Annotated in this window: 13 protein-coding genes and 1 riboswitch; of the genes, 5 read left to right on the top strand and 8 right to left on the bottom strand. The window is 64.8% G+C overall.

What is annotated here, in order from left to right; translation table 11 throughout:
• Positions 1-19 precede the first annotated feature (19 nt).
• From K289_RS0124690 to K289_RS0124680, 3 genes are all read left to right on the top strand, one after another.
• Positions 20-1,006, top strand: coding sequence for an NAD(P)-dependent oxidoreductase (locus K289_RS0124690; protein ID WP_027554004.1), 987 nt, complete (start codon positions 20-22; stop codon positions 1,004-1,006).
• Positions 1,007-1,275: 269 nt separating this feature from the next.
• On the top strand, positions 1,276-2,547 hold the full coding sequence (locus tag K289_RS0124685) for a sorbosone dehydrogenase family protein (RefSeq protein WP_027554003.1): 1,272 nt from the start codon (positions 1,276-1,278) through the stop codon (positions 2,545-2,547).
• Between the two features lie 129 nt (positions 2,548-2,676).
• A complete protein-coding gene (locus K289_RS0124680) occupies positions 2,677-3,267 on the top strand; it encodes a c-type cytochrome (protein WP_027554002.1) in 591 nt (196 codons plus the stop codon).
• Between the two features lie 193 nt (positions 3,268-3,460).
• Here the strand turns inward: K289_RS0124680 and panE are convergent, their stop codons facing one another.
• The 4 genes from panE to K289_RS0124660 all read right to left on the bottom strand — a co-directional run bounded on the left by panE (position 3,461) and on the right by K289_RS0124660 (position 7,249).
• Positions 3,461-4,384: a 2-dehydropantoate 2-reductase gene (gene panE / locus K289_RS0124675; protein ID WP_027554001.1), complete on the bottom strand. Its 924-nt coding sequence runs from the start codon at positions 4,382-4,384 to the stop codon at positions 3,461-3,463.
• A gap of 113 nt (positions 4,385-4,497) precedes the next feature.
• Entirely contained in the window at positions 4,498-5,106 is a 609-nt protein-coding gene (locus tag K289_RS0124670; RefSeq protein WP_027554000.1) for a 2-hydroxychromene-2-carboxylate isomerase, read from the bottom strand.
• Between the two features lie 100 nt (positions 5,107-5,206).
• A complete protein-coding gene (locus K289_RS0124665; RefSeq protein WP_051310761.1) occupies positions 5,207-6,505 on the bottom strand; it encodes an MATE family efflux transporter in 1,299 nt (432 codons plus the stop codon).
• Positions 6,506-6,649: 144 nt separating this feature from the next.
• On the bottom strand, positions 6,650-7,249 hold the full coding sequence (locus K289_RS0124660; protein ID WP_027553998.1) for a DUF2239 family protein: 600 nt from the start codon (positions 7,247-7,249) through the stop codon (positions 6,650-6,652).
• Positions 7,250-7,398: 149 nt separating this feature from the next.
• Here K289_RS0124660 and K289_RS0124655 point away from each other — a divergent pair, with 149 nt between their 5' ends.
• Entirely contained in the window at positions 7,399-8,064 is a 666-nt protein-coding gene (locus K289_RS0124655) for a glutathione S-transferase family protein (protein ID WP_027553997.1), read from the top strand.
• Positions 8,065-8,070: 6 nt separating this feature from the next.
• Here K289_RS0124655 and K289_RS0124650 read toward each other — a convergent pair whose 3' ends face one another.
• Together K289_RS0124650 and ggt are read right to left on the bottom strand one after the other, a co-directional pair.
• A complete protein-coding gene (locus K289_RS0124650) occupies positions 8,071-9,366 on the bottom strand; it encodes an MFS transporter (protein ID WP_027553996.1) in 1,296 nt (431 codons plus the stop codon).
• A 133-nt stretch (positions 9,367-9,499) separates the two neighbouring features.
• Positions 9,500-11,248 (bottom strand): gamma-glutamyltransferase, encoded by a 1,749-nt coding sequence (ggt, locus tag K289_RS0124645; protein ID WP_027553995.1) that lies wholly within the window; start codon positions 11,246-11,248, stop codon positions 9,500-9,502.
• Between the two features lie 102 nt (positions 11,249-11,350).
• On the opposite strand from ggt, the gene K289_RS0124640 reads away from it, so the two are divergent.
• Positions 11,351-12,736 carry an MFS transporter gene (locus K289_RS0124640; protein ID WP_027553994.1) on the top strand — a complete coding sequence of 462 codons (1,386 nt, stop codon included), beginning with the start codon at positions 11,351-11,353 and terminating at the stop codon, positions 12,734-12,736.
• A gap of 60 nt (positions 12,737-12,796) precedes the next feature.
• Here the strand turns inward: K289_RS0124640 and purH are convergent, their stop codons facing one another.
• Positions 12,797-14,395 (bottom strand): bifunctional phosphoribosylaminoimidazolecarboxamide formyltransferase/IMP cyclohydrolase, encoded by a 1,599-nt coding sequence (purH, locus tag K289_RS0124635; RefSeq protein ID WP_035685627.1) that lies wholly within the window; start codon positions 14,393-14,395, stop codon positions 12,797-12,799.
• Positions 14,396-14,420: 25 nt separating this feature from the next.
• Positions 14,421-14,502, bottom strand: a riboswitch (ZMP/ZTP riboswitch).
• A gap of 59 nt (positions 14,503-14,561) precedes the next feature.
• Positions 14,562-16,280 (bottom strand): heparinase II/III family protein, encoded by a 1,719-nt coding sequence (locus K289_RS0124630; protein WP_027553992.1) that lies wholly within the window; start codon positions 16,278-16,280, stop codon positions 14,562-14,564.
• Positions 16,281-16,296 lie beyond the last annotated feature (16 nt).

Raw genomic sequence — 16,296 nt, 5'->3', positions numbered from 1 at the left:
CGGCTGGTCGGGATCTGCAATGACAATACTGGTTACGGGCAGCGCGGGTCACCTCGGGGAGGCCATCGTCAGGACATTGCGGCGGCGCGGTTCTACTGTGCATGGGGTTGATTTGAAGAAATCAGCCTTCACCGATGCGGCCGGTTCCATTGTCGATCCCGGCTTCGTGCGGGAGCAGATGGACGGAGTCACCGCCGTCATCCACACCGCGACGCTGCACAAGCCGCATGTGGCGACCCACGCCAAGCAGGATTTTGTCGACACCAACGTCACCGGCACGCTCAATCTGCTCGAGGCGGCCGTGGCCGGCGGCGTGCGCAGCTTCGTCTTCACCAGCACCACCAGCGCATTCGGCTCGCAGCTCCGGCCCGAGGCGGGACAGGCCGCGGTGTGGGTCACCGAGGATCTGCCGTCGGTGCCGAAGAACATCTACGGCGCGACCAAGCTGATGGCGGAGAATCTGTGCGAGCTGTTCTCTCGCGAGCACCGTCTGCCGATCGTCATCTTGAGGACATCCCGCTTCTTCCCGGAAGACGATGACGATCCGGCGATGCGTTCGGCTTACGCGCTAGCGAACGCGCAGGCCAATGAACTGCTCTATCGCCGGCTGGACATAGCGGACGCCGTGAGCGCCCATCTGCTCGCGAGAGAGAAGGCTGAACGAATCGGCTTCGCGCGCTACATCGTCTCAGCCACGAGCCCGTTCGAGCCGCACCATGTCGCGGCACTCGCCCGCGACGCGGCCGGCGTGGTGCGCGCGCTCTATCCCGAATGCGAGCAGCTCTTTACTGCGCGGGGCTGGCGTCTGTTTCCGGCGATCGACCGCGTCTATGTCAATGATCGCGCGCGTCGCGAATTGGGGTGGCGGCCCGAATTCGACTTCGCCCATGTCCTGAACTGCCTTCGCAATGCCAGAGACTTTCGCAGCGCGCTGGCGTGTGAGGTCGGATCGAAGGGCTATCATGACACGGTGTTCGCGGACGGGCCTTATCCGGTCTTGTCGTAGATCGCCTCGGTCGCTGCCCGCAGATTAGTCGCGCGTGTCTTTTGATTCCGCGTTGCAGCGAGAATGTTGTCGTTGCCAGTCGTGCGTTCGCGAAAATTCCGTCTCAATTTTTATTGAGCCAACTGCCGCGCGTGTGCCGCGCTTCTCACCGCTCGCAGATGTGCTAACCTTTTTCGGTCTGATCTCTCGACAGACTCCGAACTTCGCCTACTCGACTAGCAAAACAAAATAATGTGCAGCCCGGATGGCTGCCTTAGGGGAGTGACGCGATGAAATTCCATCGATCTGTATTTGCGTTTGCAGCGGTTGCCCTTCTCGCGGGGACGAGCGTTGTCAATGCGCAGCAACAGCAGGACAAGAGCCGGGTCCTGAAGAAATACGAGTCCGGCACCAAGGAGTTCTGGACCCATCCACCGGACGACTGGTTCTTAGGGGACGAGACCGAGGCGCAGAAGGGTCTGGCGCCGCCCTCGGGTCCGCCGACGGGCGCGTCGGAAGCCGAGCTCGCGGCGATGATGAAGAAGATCAAGCTGCCGCCGGGTTTCAAGATCGAAGTCTGGGCGCCGGGCGTTCTCGCGGCGCGACAGATGGCCTGGGGTGACAAGGGCACGCTGTTCGTCGGCTCGTTCGGCCTCGGCAACGTCTATGCGATCAAGGACAACAACGGCAAGCGCGAGGTCAAGACCATCCTGAAGGGGCTGAACATGCCCACCGGCCTCGCCTTCAAGGATGGCGCGCTCTACGTCATCGCCGTCGACAAGCTGATCCGCTATGACGACGCTGAAGCCAAGCTCGACAATCTCGGCGAGGGCAAGGTCGTGTATGACGATATGCCGTCCTATGCCGCGCATGGCTGGAAGTACATCGCGGTCGACAAGGACGGCTGGTTCTACATTCCGTTCGGACCGCCCTTCAACGTCGGCATTCCCCCGACCAGCGTCTCGCAGATCCGGCGCGTCGATCCCAAGACCGGCAACGCCGAAACTTGGGCGCTCGGCGTCCGCAACTCGGTCGGCGGCGATGTCGATCCGCGCACCGGCAAGTACTGGTTCACCGAGAACGCCCGCGACTGGATCAGCGATGATCTGCCCTCAGACAAGCTGAATGTGATCAACAAGATCGGCGAGCACTTCGGCTATCCCTACTGCCATCAAGGCGACCTGCCCGATCCGAAGTTCGCGATGGGCCACAAATGCTCCGAGTTCACGCCGCCCGCGCTGAATCTCGGCGCGCACGTCGCCCCGCTCGGCATGAAGTTCTATACCGGCGACCAATTCCCCGCCGAGTACAAGAACAACATCCTGATCGCCGAGCACGGCTCCTGGAACCGTCACAAGTACCAGGGCGGCCGCATTGTGCGCGTGATCGTCGGGCCCGACGGCAAGAACGCCAAGCAGGAGGTGTTCGCCTCCGGCTGGATCGAGGGTGACCAGGGCTATCTCGGCCGTCCCGACGACATCATCCTCGCCAAGGACGGCTCGATCCTCGTCGCCGACGACTGGGCCGGCGCGATCTATCGCATCAGCTACAGCAAGAAGTAGCGCGACAGGAAAAAGAGGCTGCGGCCAGGAGACGGCCGCAGCCTCTCTTTTTGAGACTTGACGCCGTCATTCCGGGTTCGCCCTTCGGGCGCCCCGGAGTGATGATCCCGATAAATTGGAATTCCCATCATGCGTCGGCAATTCGCTTCGCTCGCCATCACTGTCCTCGCCACTGTGCTGGCGGTGCCGTTTGCCCGCGCCGCGGACCCCGCCGCCATCAAGGAGAAAGCGGCGGTCTGCGCCGGCTGTCATGGCGAGAACGGCATCTCGCAGACCGAGAACATCCCCTCGATCGCCGGCCAGCCCGATCAATTCCTGCAATGGCAGCTCGTGTTCTTCCGCGCCGGCTCGCGCAAGAACGATCAGATGCAGCCGATCGCCGAGGAGATCACCAACGAGGACATCCGCAATCTCGGCGCCTACTATTCCGCGCTGACGCCGCCGAAGGGACCGGAGGACAAGGACCCCGATCTCTCGAAGAAGGGCGCACAGGCGGCCGTCGGCCGGCGCTGCGCCTCATGCCACACCGACACATACGCCGGCACCAAGGCGGTGGCGCGTCTCGCCGGCCAGCGTGAGGAATATCTCGTGAAAGCGTTGCATGACTACAAGGCCGGCCAGCGCGTAGGTGGCGGCGTCGCCGCGATGGCCGATATCGCCTATTCGCTGAGCGAGGAGGAAATCACCGCGCTCGCGCATTACCTGGCGCATTTGCAGTAGCGGGGAATGCGTAGCAGCAAACTCCACCGTCGTCCCGGACAAGCGAGCCCTAGCGAGCGCAGATCCGGGACCCATAACCACAGGGAGTAGTTTGGCGAAGACTCGTTGTTACCAGCTCGCGCCGCAACCACTTCCTGGAGCCATGGGTCCCGGGCTCGCTTCGCGCCCCGGGACGACAGTGGAGTGTGAGGCCCTATCCCGCCCGCGTCTTCTCATACGCCTTCAGATGCGTATAGGCGACGCGCAGCTTCGGCACCGGCACCTTGGCGGCATCGCCGCGCGCGATGAGGTCGCCGATGACGTGATCGGCCTCGACCGGCAGGCCCGCCTTGATGTCGCGGAACATGGACGCCGTCATCGGCGAGCCCTCGGTGGTCAGGTTGCCCTTGACGCGCGCGAAGAACGGCCCGCCCGGAGGGTAGCCTGAGGCGGCAGCGATCTCGCTGGTCTCATCGAGCATGCCGAGCAGAAAATCCTTGCCGCCGGGAGCAGCGAGGATGTTGCCCACGGAGGTCCGCATCAAGCTGGTGGACGCCGCAAGCGTCGAGAGGAACACCCACTTCTCCCACATGTCCTGCATGATGTTCTGGCTGGCGGTGGCACCATTGATGCCGCTCTTGAAGGCCTCGTCGATCGCCTTGACGCGATCCGACAGCTTGCCGTCGCGCTCGCCGTAATTGATCGACTGCATCGGCTGGAGCTGCACCACCTCGCGTTTCTCGTTCAGCGTGGCGGCGATGGCGCAGAGCCCGCCGAGCACGCGTTCGGCGCCGAATTTCTGGTCGAGGATGTCGAGATGCTTCATGCCATTGAGCATCGGGATGATCGCCGTGTTCGGGCCGACCGCCGCCGCAAAGGACTTGATGGCGTCGTCGAGATCGAACGCCTTGCAGCTCAAGAGCACGACGTCGAACTTGTCCTTGAGCTTGTCCGCCTCGACCCGCGGCGGATCCTTCAGCGTCACGTCGCCGTTCGGGCTCTTGATGACGAGGCCGGCGCTCGCAAGCTCGCTGGCGCGGCGCGGCCGGACCAGGAAAGTCACGTCGCGGCCGGCCTGCAACAGCCTGCCACCAAAATAGCCGCCGATGGCGCCGGCGCCGACCACGAGGATACGCATGGGATGCTCCATTATTGCTATTGGCGGCTATTTATAGTCGTCATTGCGAGCGAAGCGAAGCAATCCAGAATATTGCCGCAATCACATTCTGGTTCGCAGATAGCTTTGCCGGCTTACTTTCCGAGCACCATCTCCTCGACCTCGCGCAGTTGCTCCTTGCCGAAGAACATCTCGTTGCCGACGAAGAAGGTCGGCGAGCCGAACGCGCCGCGGGCCACGGCCTCCTCGGTGTTCTTGATCAGCCTTGCCTTCACCTCTCCCTCCTGGGAGCGGGCGAGCAGCTTCTGCGCATCGAGCCCGGATGATGCGAGCGCCTTCATCGCGACCTCGGCATCGTCCATCTTCTTCGGCTCGCGCCACATGTGATGGAAGGCGGCCTCGACATATTTTTCGAACACGCCCTCGAGCTGCGCTGCGATCGCCGCGCGCATCAGGTTCAGCGTGTTGACCGGGAAATGCGGATTCCAGACATAGGGCTGGACATGAAAGCGCTTGATGAAGCGCTCGGTCTCGACCACCTGGAATTCGCGCTTGTTCTTGATGCCGGCGAGCGTCTCGGCCGGCGACTTGTTGTTGGTCGCCTTGAAGATGCCGCCGAGCAGGATCGGCACATACTCGAACTTGACGCCGATCCGCTTTTCGATCGCCGGGATCGCCTCATGGCTGAGATAGGCGTTGGGGCTGCCGAAATCGAACAGGAATTGCGGGGCTGTGCGGGTCAAACTCGTCCTCCCTGACGGCTATTTTTCGCATTGTGGCGCAGGGCGCGCCACAGGTCCACCGTTTAATGATGGTCATAATATTGTAGCGATGCACTCCAGATCAGATCAGGCGCTCGATCCTGCGCTTTCGCCACACCAGCATGTAGTAGCTCATCTGCAATATCAGCATGGCGCCGAAGGTGATCGGATAGGCGATCCAGATGCCGTCGAGGCCAACGTGCCGGCTCAGGATGAACGCGCTGGGGATTTCGATCGCGGCGATCGCAAAGCTCGAGAGCAGGAGCGGCAGCCAGACCGTGCCGCTGGCGCGCATGGCGCCGGAAAACACGGTCGACATGCCGAACAGGATCGAGCTCCAGAGAACGATGTGCAGCAGGCGCTGCGAGAGCTCGAGGACGGCGGCGTCAGTGATGAAGAAGCCCATCAGCGCGCCCGAGAACAAATAGCCGAGCGCGACCAGCCCACCCGTCAGCAGCAAATTCATCTCCAGTCCGGTCCGAACGATGCGCCCGATCTGAACCGTCTGGCCGCGACCAATCGCCTGCGCGCTCAGGATCGAGACCGAGATCGCGATCGAGAGCGCCGGAAACTGCGTGTAGCTGAAGACCTGGTTGACAGCGCCATAAGCCGCCGTGGCATCCGCGCCATAACCATTGACCAGGCCGAGCAGCACGAGTTCGGCAATCGACATCACGACCATGCCGAGCGCGGCCGGGATGCCCAGCCGGAGGATCGTCCCGAGCAGCGCGGCATCCGGGCGCATCGCGCGCAGGGCCGCGGCATCAATGGCGAGCGGATGCCCGCGGCGGGCAAGTCGGATGTGCAGCCACATCAGCGTCAGCGCGCTCGAAACCACCGAAGCCCAGGCAGCGCTGGCGACCCCGAGTTGCGGCAGCCCGAACCAGCCGCGGATCAGGGTCGGCGTGACCACGAGCCCGATCGCGGTCGAGATTGCCAGCGCAATCAGTGGCGTCACCGTATCGCCGACGCCGCGCAACATCGAGGTGACGACAACGAAGGCGAAAGTCAGAGGCATCGCCATCATCATGACCCCTGCATAGGATGCGGCCTCGTCCACGATGCCGGCGGGTGTCGCGAGCATGATCACGAGCGGACGGCTGAACAGTGCGCCGGCGATCGCGATCAGGAACGCGAGAAGCATCGCGACCGTGAAGGTGGTCCCCGCCACGGCGCGCACCCTGTCCGGCTTGCCGCCGCCCCAGGCCTGCCCGATCAGCACGGTTGCGCCGGAGCTCAGGCCCATCACGAAGGCGATGAAGAAGAACATGACCGGAAAGAACACGGACGCCGCGGCGAGCGCGTCGACCCCGATCATCTGGCCGAGATAGGCGCTGTTGATGGTGCCGAACATCGATTGCAGGATGTTGCTCAGCATCATCGGTGCGAGGAAGGCGACGAAATTGTTGCGCAAGCCAGAATCTTTGCGCGAGTCAGCAGCAGGCGACACGGATTACCTCTTATGCATGAGTGATCGAACGCCGCCACGGTCCGTGGCGGCGTTGGAAGATGGTTGGTCGATCGATTAAGCGCGGTCGCCGTAGGCGAGCTTGACGACGTGGTCGCGGATGTCGGCGGGCCAGTCGGCGATCAGCCCGGTGAAGCGTCGCCGGTCATCCGCAAATAGCGCCCGCGAGGCTTCCTCGAAACGCGCAAAATTACCCGCCATCGTCGACATGAAGTGGTAGGCCGCATCGCGCGCCTGCCGCTCGCGATCCTTGTCGCCACTCGCCCGCCGCGTCTCGTCGACGAGTTTTCGCAGCGCGACCGAGGCGCCGCCGGGCTGGGCGTTGAGCCATTCCCAGTGCCGCGGCAGCAGCGTCACCTCGCGCGCGACCACGCCGAGCTTCGGCCGGCCGCGGCCGCGCGGCTCGCTCGGCGGCGTAGCCTCCTCGGCTGACGGCGGCGGAGCAAGCTTCGCCAGCCGCGCCAGCACCTCGTCGTCCCCGCCGCGCAGGTCGAAATCGATCGTCCGCCCGGTCCCGTCGTCGAAGATGATGATCGGCTCGTCCGGCCGCGGCGCCGCGTGCTTGACGGCAAGCGCGACATCGCCCGCCGGGCCCGAGGCCAGCCGGCGCTGGCCGATGAAGGCTGTGAAAGTCCCTAGCATTGGAATCATTGCCATATTCGTCGCAGTCGGAATTTAATACCCAGGTAAATTGGCAGCGTCAATATACCCGGGTGAAAATATTCTTCCGGATAGCTCGACATTGTGTTCCCGGGCTGGCACGAACGCGCGGCCAAGTGACCAAGCCGAGCCCCGGGGACCATGCGATGCTGACCGTTCATCACCTCAACAATTCACGATCGCAGCGCGTGCTGTGGCTGCTCGAAGAGTTGGGCGTGCCGTATGAGCTCGTGCGCTATCAGCGCCAGCCCGACATGCGCGCGCCGAAGGAGCTGCGCGCCATACATCCGCTCGGCAAGTCGCCTGTCATCACCGACAACGGCAACACCATCGCCGAGTCCGGCGCGATTATCGAATATCTCATCGGCACCTACGGCAACGGCCGGCTGATCCCGCCGCCGAACACGCCGGAGCGGCTGCGCTACACCTATTGGCTGCACTATGCGGAAGGCTCCGCGATGCAGCCGCTGCTCCTGAAGCTGCTGTTCACCCTGATGCCCAAGCGCGCGCCCGCGCTGCTGCGCCCGCTGGTGCGCAAGGTCTCGAACCAGGCACTCACCGCCCTGGTCAATCCGCAGCTCAAGCAGCACATGGACTACTGGGAAGGCGAACTCGGAAAGAGCGAGTGGTTCGCCGGCAGCGAGTTCACCGCGGCCGACATCCAGATGAGCTTCCCGCTCGAAGCTGCGCAAGCGCGCGGGGGATTGGAGCAGGGCCATCCCAAGGCGATGGCGTTCCTCGACCGCATCCACGCGCGTCCGGCCTACGCCCGCGCTTTGGAAAAGGGCGGGCCGTATCAGGTGGGACGGTAAGCCTCGCTAGTCCGCGTGCAGCACGCGGCCCTTCGTCTCCGGCAGCGCGAATGCGGCGATGAAGAACACCGCATAGGCCACCACCGCGAAGATCGCGATTGCGGTGGCGAGCGACGTTGATGCCGACAGCGCGCCGACCAGAAATGGAAACAGCGCGCCGATCCCGCGGCCGAAATTGTAGCAAAAACCCTGGCCGGAGCCGCGCAGCCGCGTCGGATAGAGCTCGGTCAGGAACGCGCCGACGCCGGAAAAATAGCCCGAGGCGAAGAAGCCGAGCGGGAAACCGAGCACCCAGAGGATCTCGTTGGTGAGCGGCAGCTGGGTGTAGAGCAGCACCACCGCGATGGCGCCGAGCGAGAAGGTCAGGAACAGGTTGCGCCGTCCGATCCGGTCGGCGAGCCAGGCGCCGACGAGATAGCCGATGAAGGAGCCGATGATCAGCGCCGAGAGGTAGCCGGTCGAGCCGACGATCGACAGATGCCGCTCCTTGGTCAGGAACTGCGGCACCCAGAAGGTGATGGCGTAGTAACCGCCCTGGCAGCCCGTCACCATCAGCGAGGCCAGGATCGTGGTCTTGAGGATCGGGCCGGAGAAGATCTCCCATAGTGCGGGACGATCGCCGCTGGCGGCCTGCTTGGCGCGCGCCGCGGCCGCGATCTCCGGCTCTGTGACGGAGCGGCGGATGTAGAACACCAGGAGTGCCGGCAGCGCGCCGATCACGAACATCCAGCGCCACGCGGTCTCCGCCGGCATCACGGAGAACAGGATCGCCTGCGACAGCACCGCAAGTCCCCAGCCGACCGCCCAGCCCGATTGCACCGAGCCGACCGCGCGTCCGCGATATTGCGGCCGGATCGCCTCGCCCATCAGCACCGCGCCTGCCGCCCATTCGCCGCCGAACCCGAGGCCCAGCACCGCGCGCGCAATCAGGAGCTGGTCGAAATTCTGCACGACGGCGCAGATCAGCGAGAAGAACGAGAACCAGATGATGGTGATCTGAAGCGTCCTGACCCGGCCGATATGGTCGGAGAGATAGCCGCCGAGCCAGCCGCCGATGGCGGATGCCAGCAGCGTCACGGTGCCGGCAAAGCCGGCTGCGCCGGGATCGACCTTCCACAGCGCGATGATGGTGCCGATCACCAGCGGATAGATCATGAAGTCCATGCCGTCGAGCGCCCAGCCCGCAGCGCAAGCCCAGAACGTCCGGCGTTCCGACGGATTCATGTCGCGATAGAAGGCGAGAAGGCTGGTGTCCTCGATCTCGGCGCGTTCGATACGCTCGGTCGGATCGGCTGTGGTCATGTGCGTTTCCTAAAGGCCGGTTCGTTGGCTGGGTGCGTGCCTGCCACGTGCTCCAGCGCCGACAAACTGCCGCGCCTCGACGCCGATGTCATCCGGCAAATACGTCTAGTCTGCGCTGCACAAAGCGTCGGGATTACTGTCCCGCCGCCTCCGCACCGCGGGTGCGCGGGTCGGGCGCGCCGAACGGACCGTTCGGCGTCACAGCGATCGAGTTGGCCGATGTTTGTCCCATCGGCTCGACGACGAGGTGGCCCATGGCCTTGAGCTTGAACAAGACGTCATCGGGAAAGCCGCGCTCGACGCGTACCTCGTCCGGCAACCATTGATGATGCAGTCTCGGCGCTGCAACGGCGGCAGCCACATCCATCTTGTAGTCGAGGACGTTGACGACGACCTGGAGCACCGTCGAGATGATACGGCCGCCGCCGGGCGAACCCGTGACCAGCACCGGTCTGCCGTCCTTGAGCACGATGGTCGGCGACATCGACGACAGCGGCCGTTTGCCGGGTCCCGGCAGGTTGGGCTCGAAGCCGACGAGGCCATAGGCGTTGGAGGCGCCGACCGCGGCGGTGAAATCGTCCAGCTCGTTGTTGAGGAGAACCCCGGTGCCGTCGGCGACGAGGCCGACGCCGTAGCTGAAGTTCAGCGTGTAGGTGTTGCTGACGGCATTGCCGTAGGCGTCGACGACGGAGAAATGCGTGGTGTTGCTGCCTTCGTGCGGCGAGGTGGCAGCCGAAGCGAGTTTGCTCGACGGCGTGGCCTCGTCGCTCGAGATGCCGGCGCGCAGCTTGGCGGCGTAGTCCTTTGCAATGAGGGTCTCGATCGGCGCGTTGACGAAGGCGGGATCGCCGAGATAGCGCGCGCGGTCGGCATAGGCACGCTTCATGGCTTCGATCAAGAGATGCAGCGATTGCGGCGAACCCTGTTTCAGATCCGCAAGCTGAAAGCCTTCGAGCATGTTGAGCGCTTCGATCAGCACGACGCCGCCGGATGACGGCAGCGGCATCGAGACGATGTCGTAGCCGCGATAAGTGCCGCGCAACGGCTGGCGGACGATCGCCTGATAAGACCTGAGATCCGCTGACGTCATGATGCCACCGGCGTCGGACACGGCTTTGGCGAGCTTCTCCGCGACCGTGCCTTCATAGAAGCCGCGCGGGCCTTGCGCAGCGACGAGCTTCAGCGTCTCACCAAGATCGCTCTGCACCAGACGGTCGCCTTCGCGCAGCGGCGTGCCGTCGGGCCGCGAAAATATCCTTGCCGAGGACGGCCAGCGCGTGAGCCGCCGGTGCCAGCTTGGCAGCGTGTCAGCAATGTCATTGTCGACGACAAATCCATCGCGCGCGAGCGAAATGGCGGGTTCGACCAGCTGCGAGAGCGTGAACTTACCCGAGCCGTATTTCTCCAGCGCCAGCGAGAGGCCTGCGACGGTGCCGGGGACGCCAATGCCGAGTGCCGAATCGCGCGACTTCGCGGCGTCAGGCTTGCCGTCGGTTCCGAGAAAGATTTGCGGCGTGGTCGCCGCCGGCGCGGCCTCGCGATAATCGATCGCGATGTCCTCGTTGCGCTCGGCCGAATGGATGAGCATGAAGCCGCCACCGCCGATGTTGCCGGCGCGCGGATAGGTCACGGCCATGGCAAAGCCGGTGGCGACCGCGGCATCGACCGCATTGCCGCCGCGACGCAGGATCTCGGCGCCGACTTGCGCGGACAATTTCTCCTGCGCCACCACCATGCCATGCTCGGCGGCGACGGAATGAACCGTGTCGAGGGGAGGCGGCGTGTAGGCGCGCCGCGCGTCCTGCGCTATGACAGGCGCGAGACCAACTGCGAAAGCGGCAATGGATGCGAGGAATGCCCGCCGCGTCGAAAATAACGACATGATCACAGTTCCGCCGGCCTTCGGGCTAATTCACACGCGTCACTGCAATGCTATACGGTTTGCGCTAAGACAGGCAAAACTGTTCGTGATGGGGACTGGACGATGACGACGATCGCCACGGATGCGCGCATGGCCGGCGCGACGCGGACCTATCCGCCGCGTGCCGCCGTCGTCAGCTGGATCTTCTTCGATTGGGCCGCGCAGCCTTATTTCACGCTGATCACGACCTTCGTGTTCGCGCCCTATTTCGCCACCAGCGTCGCGCCAGATCCTGCCACCGGGCAATCGCTGTGGGGCTTTGCGATGGCAGCAGCTGGCATGGCGATCGCGCTGCTGTCGCCGGTGCTCGGCGCCGTTGCGGATGCTGCGGGCCGCAGAAAGCCGTGGATCGCCGCGTTCGGCACGCTCCTGGTGCTAGCCTCCTCGGCGCTGTGGATCGGCAAGCCCGGCGATCATGCCATCATTCCGCCGCTGCTCACGGCGGTTGCCCTCGCCAGCGTCGGCGCGGAATTCGCCACCGTCTTCAACAATGCGATGATGCCGACCCTGGTGCCGCCGGAGCGGATCGGCCGCCTCTCCGGCACCGGCTGGGCCACGGGCTATGTCGGCGGCATCGTCAGCCTGATCATCGTGCTCGGCTTCCTCGCAGCCAATCCCGAGACCGGGCGCACGCTGCTCGGGTTCACGCCGCTGTTCGGGCTCGATCCCGCCATGCACGAGGGAGACCGCATCACCGGACCCTTGACCGGGCTGTGGTTCATCATCTTCGTGACCCCGATGTTCCTGTTCACGCCGGATTATCCGGCGAAGCGCCCGGTGCGCGCGGCGCTGCGCGAGGGCCTGTTGGAGCTGAAGCAATCGCTCGGTTCTCTGCCGAAGCAGAAGTCGCTCGCGGCGTTTCTCCTCGCCAACATGATCTATACCGACGGGCTGGTGTCGCTGTTCGCCTTCGGCGGCATCTATGCGGCCGGCACCTTCGGCTGGCACACGATCCAGATCGGCACCTTCGGCATCATCCTGGCGATTGCCGGCACCTTTGGCGCATGGCTCGGCGGCAAGCTCGACGATTTGCTGGGACCCAAGCGCGTGATTGCCTGCAGCCTGCTGATCCTCCTGCTCGCGGTGGCGGCGATCCTTCTGGTCGACAAGGACAGCGTCCTGTTCGTCAAGGTCGCACCGCCCGAGCCGGGCGGTGCCTTGTTCGCGAGCGCCGCCGAGCGTGCCTATCTCGTACTGGGCTGTCTCATCGGCGCCGCCGGCGGACCCTTGCAGGCGGCCTCGCGCACGCTGCTCATCCACCTCGCGCCGAAGGACCGCATCGCGCAGTATTTCGGACTGTTCGCGTTGACGGGAAAGGTGACGTCCTTCATCGGCCCGCTGCTGATCGGCGTGCTCACCGCCTCGACCGCGAGCCAGAAGGCCGGCATGGCCGTGCTCGTGGTGTTCTTCACCGCGGGATTGGGGCTGTTGATGCGGGTGCGGGATTAGCCGCTGCTCGTAGCCCGGATTTCGCTGCGCTCCATCCGGGCTACGCTTGCTCGTTGAGAGTTAGTGCCTGAAGTGCCGCGTCCCCGTGAACACCATCGCAATGCCGTGCTCGTCGGCAGCCTTGATCACCTCGTCGTCGCGCATGGAGCCGCCGGGCTGCACCACCGCAGTGGCGCCGGCCTCGATGCAGGCGAGCATGCCGTCGGCGAAGGGGAAGAACGCATCCGAGGCCACGACCGAGCCCTTGGTGAGCGGCTCGGCGAGCTTCAGCTCGTTCGCGGCATCCTGCGCCTTGCGTGCCGCGATCCGCGCTGAATCCACCCGGCTCATCTGGCCCGCACCGATGCCGACGGTGGCGAGATCCTTGGCGTAGATGATGGTGTTGGACTTGACGTGCTTTGCCACCCGGAACGCGAATCTGAGATCGCGCATCTCGGCATCCGTGGGCGCACGCTTGGTGACGACCTTGAAGATCATGTCGTCGACCACCGCATTGTCGCGGCTCTGCACGAGAAGGCCGCCGGCGACCGTCTTGGCGGTGAGGCCCGGCGCGCGCGGATCGGGCAGGCTGCCAGCGAGCAGCAGGCGCAGGTTCTTGCGCGCGCCGATGATGGCGATCGCCTCTTCGCTGGCATCGGGCGCGATGATCACCTCGGTGAAGATCTTCGTGATCTCGCGTGCGGTGTCGGCATCGAGCGCGCGGTTCATCGCGATGATGCCGCCGAAGGCTGAGGTGGAATCGCAGGCGAGCGCCTTGCGATAGGCGCTGACGAGGTCAGAACCTTCCGCAACGCCGCAGGGGTTGGCGTGCTTGACGATGACGCAGGCCGCGGTGCGCTTGGCATCAAACTCGCCGATGCATTCATAGGCCGCATCGGTATCGTTGATGTTGTTGTACGAGAGCTCCTTGCCCTGCAACTGCCGTGCGGTCGACACGCCCGGCCGCTTGTCCGGCGTTGCATAGAACGCCGCGGTCTGGTGCGGATTCTCGCCATAGCGTAGCGACTGGATCAGCTTGCCGCCGAAGGCACGGAAGTCGGGCGCGTCGATTTCGAGCTGCCGGTTGAACCAGTTAGAAATTGCGGCGTCGTAGGCGCCGGTCCGCGCATAAGCCTTTGCGGCCAGACGCCGGCGCAAGGCAAGCGTGGTTGCGCCGTTGTTGGCGGCGAGCTCGTCGAGCACAGCTTTATAATCCTGCGCCTCGACCACGACGGCGACATCGTCATGATTCTTCGCGGCGGCGCGGATCATCGCGGGGCCGCCGATGTCGATGTTCTCGATGCACTCCTCGAAGCCGGCGCCTTTGTCGACAGTTGCCTCGAACGGATAGAGATTGACGACGAGCAGATCGATCGGCGCGATGCCGTGCGTTTTCATCGCCTCGGCATGCTCCTTGTTGTCGCGGATCGCGAGCAGGCCGCCATGCACCTTCGGATGCAGCGTCTTGACGCGGCCATCCATCATCTCGGGAAAGCCGGTCAGCTCGGAGACGTCTTTCACCTTGAGGCCGGCCGCGGCGATCGCCTTGGCGGTACCGCCGGTCGAAACCAGCTCGACGCCATGGGCGGCGAGCGCCTGGGCGAACTCGATCAGGCCGGTCTTGTCGGAAACGGAAAGCAGGGCGCGGGTGACACGGCGGGGACGGTCAGTCTCAGTCATGAGCAAGATCCTCTGTCTAAGGGAGTACCTATGCCCAGGCGCGCGGCAGCTTGGTCCCGCGCTTCCCGATGGTGCTCCATCCAAGGTCGCCAGTCGCGCGAGCGCGTGCTCGTTAGCAGCTTTCGGCGTTCTTCACAACGACCAGATAGGGCTGCGGGACGTGCGTCTACAGCGGAAGTTCCGGCTCCCGCCGCGCGTTGCGGCGGGCATTGGTGACAGCCGGCGAAGCGGTGGAGCGGACGAAGCTCCAGCGGATCGAGGGCGCCTGCCGGGCATCCTGCCGGATCACGATCTGCGCGGTGCGGCGCGGGCCGTCATTGCCTGCCAGGAACACGCTGTCCTCGAGCTCGACCTTGTCGTCGAGCGCCTCGAAGGTCCAGACGTCGCGGTTCGGCAGCACCAGCATGACGCCGCGGGCATCCGACAGCCGGCTCGCCTTCACAGCCGGATGCAGATGGAAGCGCAGAGCGAAGTCGGCATCGCCGCCCTTGAGGCGTCCGCCCTGCGGCGGCGACAGCGTGTCCTCGCCGTCGATCCGCGCGCCGTCATTGGCGACCATCAGCACGCGGCGGTGGATCGCGCCGAACTTGCCGAGATAGCCGTCATGCGAGGTCGTGAGCAGTGTGCCGTTCTGCACGATCTCGCGGTAGCTCTCGACCTCGACGGGGCCGCTGACGACCGGCGAACCGTGCAGCAGCCGCTTCATCGCCGACATTTCGACGAACTGGCACGACGAGGTGTCGTGATAGGTCAGCGTCGAATGCGCGGCGGTGCCGCGGGCAAACGGCCGCCAGTTGTCACGGCCGGTGGTTGGCATGCCGCAATTGGTGACGATGCGGCTGATGCCCGAGGACAATTCGAACGACAGGCAGCCGGCATGGGCGTCGTGGCTGACATTGGCCGGCGGCGGCGGGCCGGTGTCGATGATCAGCGTGGTCTGGCCGGCGTCGAGGCGCTGGAAGCCGGTATGCGGCATGTTCGCCATCGGCGCGCCGTGGGTGTCGTCATAGGCGAGCAGCGTGGCGAGCAGGTCCGAAGGCGTCGCGCTCATGCCGTTGAACAGCGCGAAATTGCCGTCGCCGTGCCGGAAGAAGCGCAGCATCGGCATCATCCGGTCGATCGCGTTGAGCAGGGCCGGCGGCGGCGCGATGTTGCGCGCGGCAAAGGTCTGCCGCAGCGGCAACAGGTCGATCAGCAGCTCGATCAAGGCACCTGGATTGCGGGAGATGTGTCCGCCGTCGGGCAGGATCTGCCGCTGCAATTCATCGGAGAGTTTTTTCGAGGCGCTGCGGATGTGGCGCGCCTGGTTGGCAAGGCAGAGCGTGGTATAGCACAGCGCGATCAGCACCTGGAGCTTCGGCACCCCGTCCGGAACGTCGACCATGGTGAAGCGGAGAAAACGGATTTCGCGCGCCAGCGCCCGCAAATAGCGGCGGTAGAATTTGTTGTCGGTGTCGTTGAGCACCAGCGGCGCCTGCGACAGCAGCGAGATCACGCGCCGCGCCAGCACCTCGGCGCGGCGGGCGACCGGACGGCGCTTGTTGGCGGGGTTGGAGATCCAGTCCTCGACCAGCGCGCGCGCATTCGCTCGCGTCAGCGCGGTGTCGGCGGCGCGCAGGTGGCGCAACCAGCCGAAGCCGAGCAGGGCAACCTCCCAGTCTTCCGACGGTGGCTCGAGATCGAAGATCGAGCGGCCATGGCAGTTGACGATCTTGCCGGCAAAGACGAAGCGCCCGGCATAGATCTCGGCGGCGCGCGTGGCGTCCGCCGTGCGCAGATCGTGGGGCGCGATAATCAGCCGGTCGCTCCGGCCCGGCCAGACCCGCGACAAGGCGACGGAGCCGCCGCTCGCGCGCGCAAGCATGTTCCGCGCGAAGCGGTTCATGACCAGCGTCGAGATA

The organism is Bradyrhizobium sp. Cp5.3, assembly GCF_000426265.1.
GTDB classification, from domain to species: Bacteria; Pseudomonadota; Alphaproteobacteria; order Rhizobiales; family Xanthobacteraceae; genus Bradyrhizobium; species Bradyrhizobium neotropicale.
The sequence above is the reverse complement of the archived record's forward strand: the minus strand, read 5'-3'. Positions and strand labels throughout refer to the sequence as shown.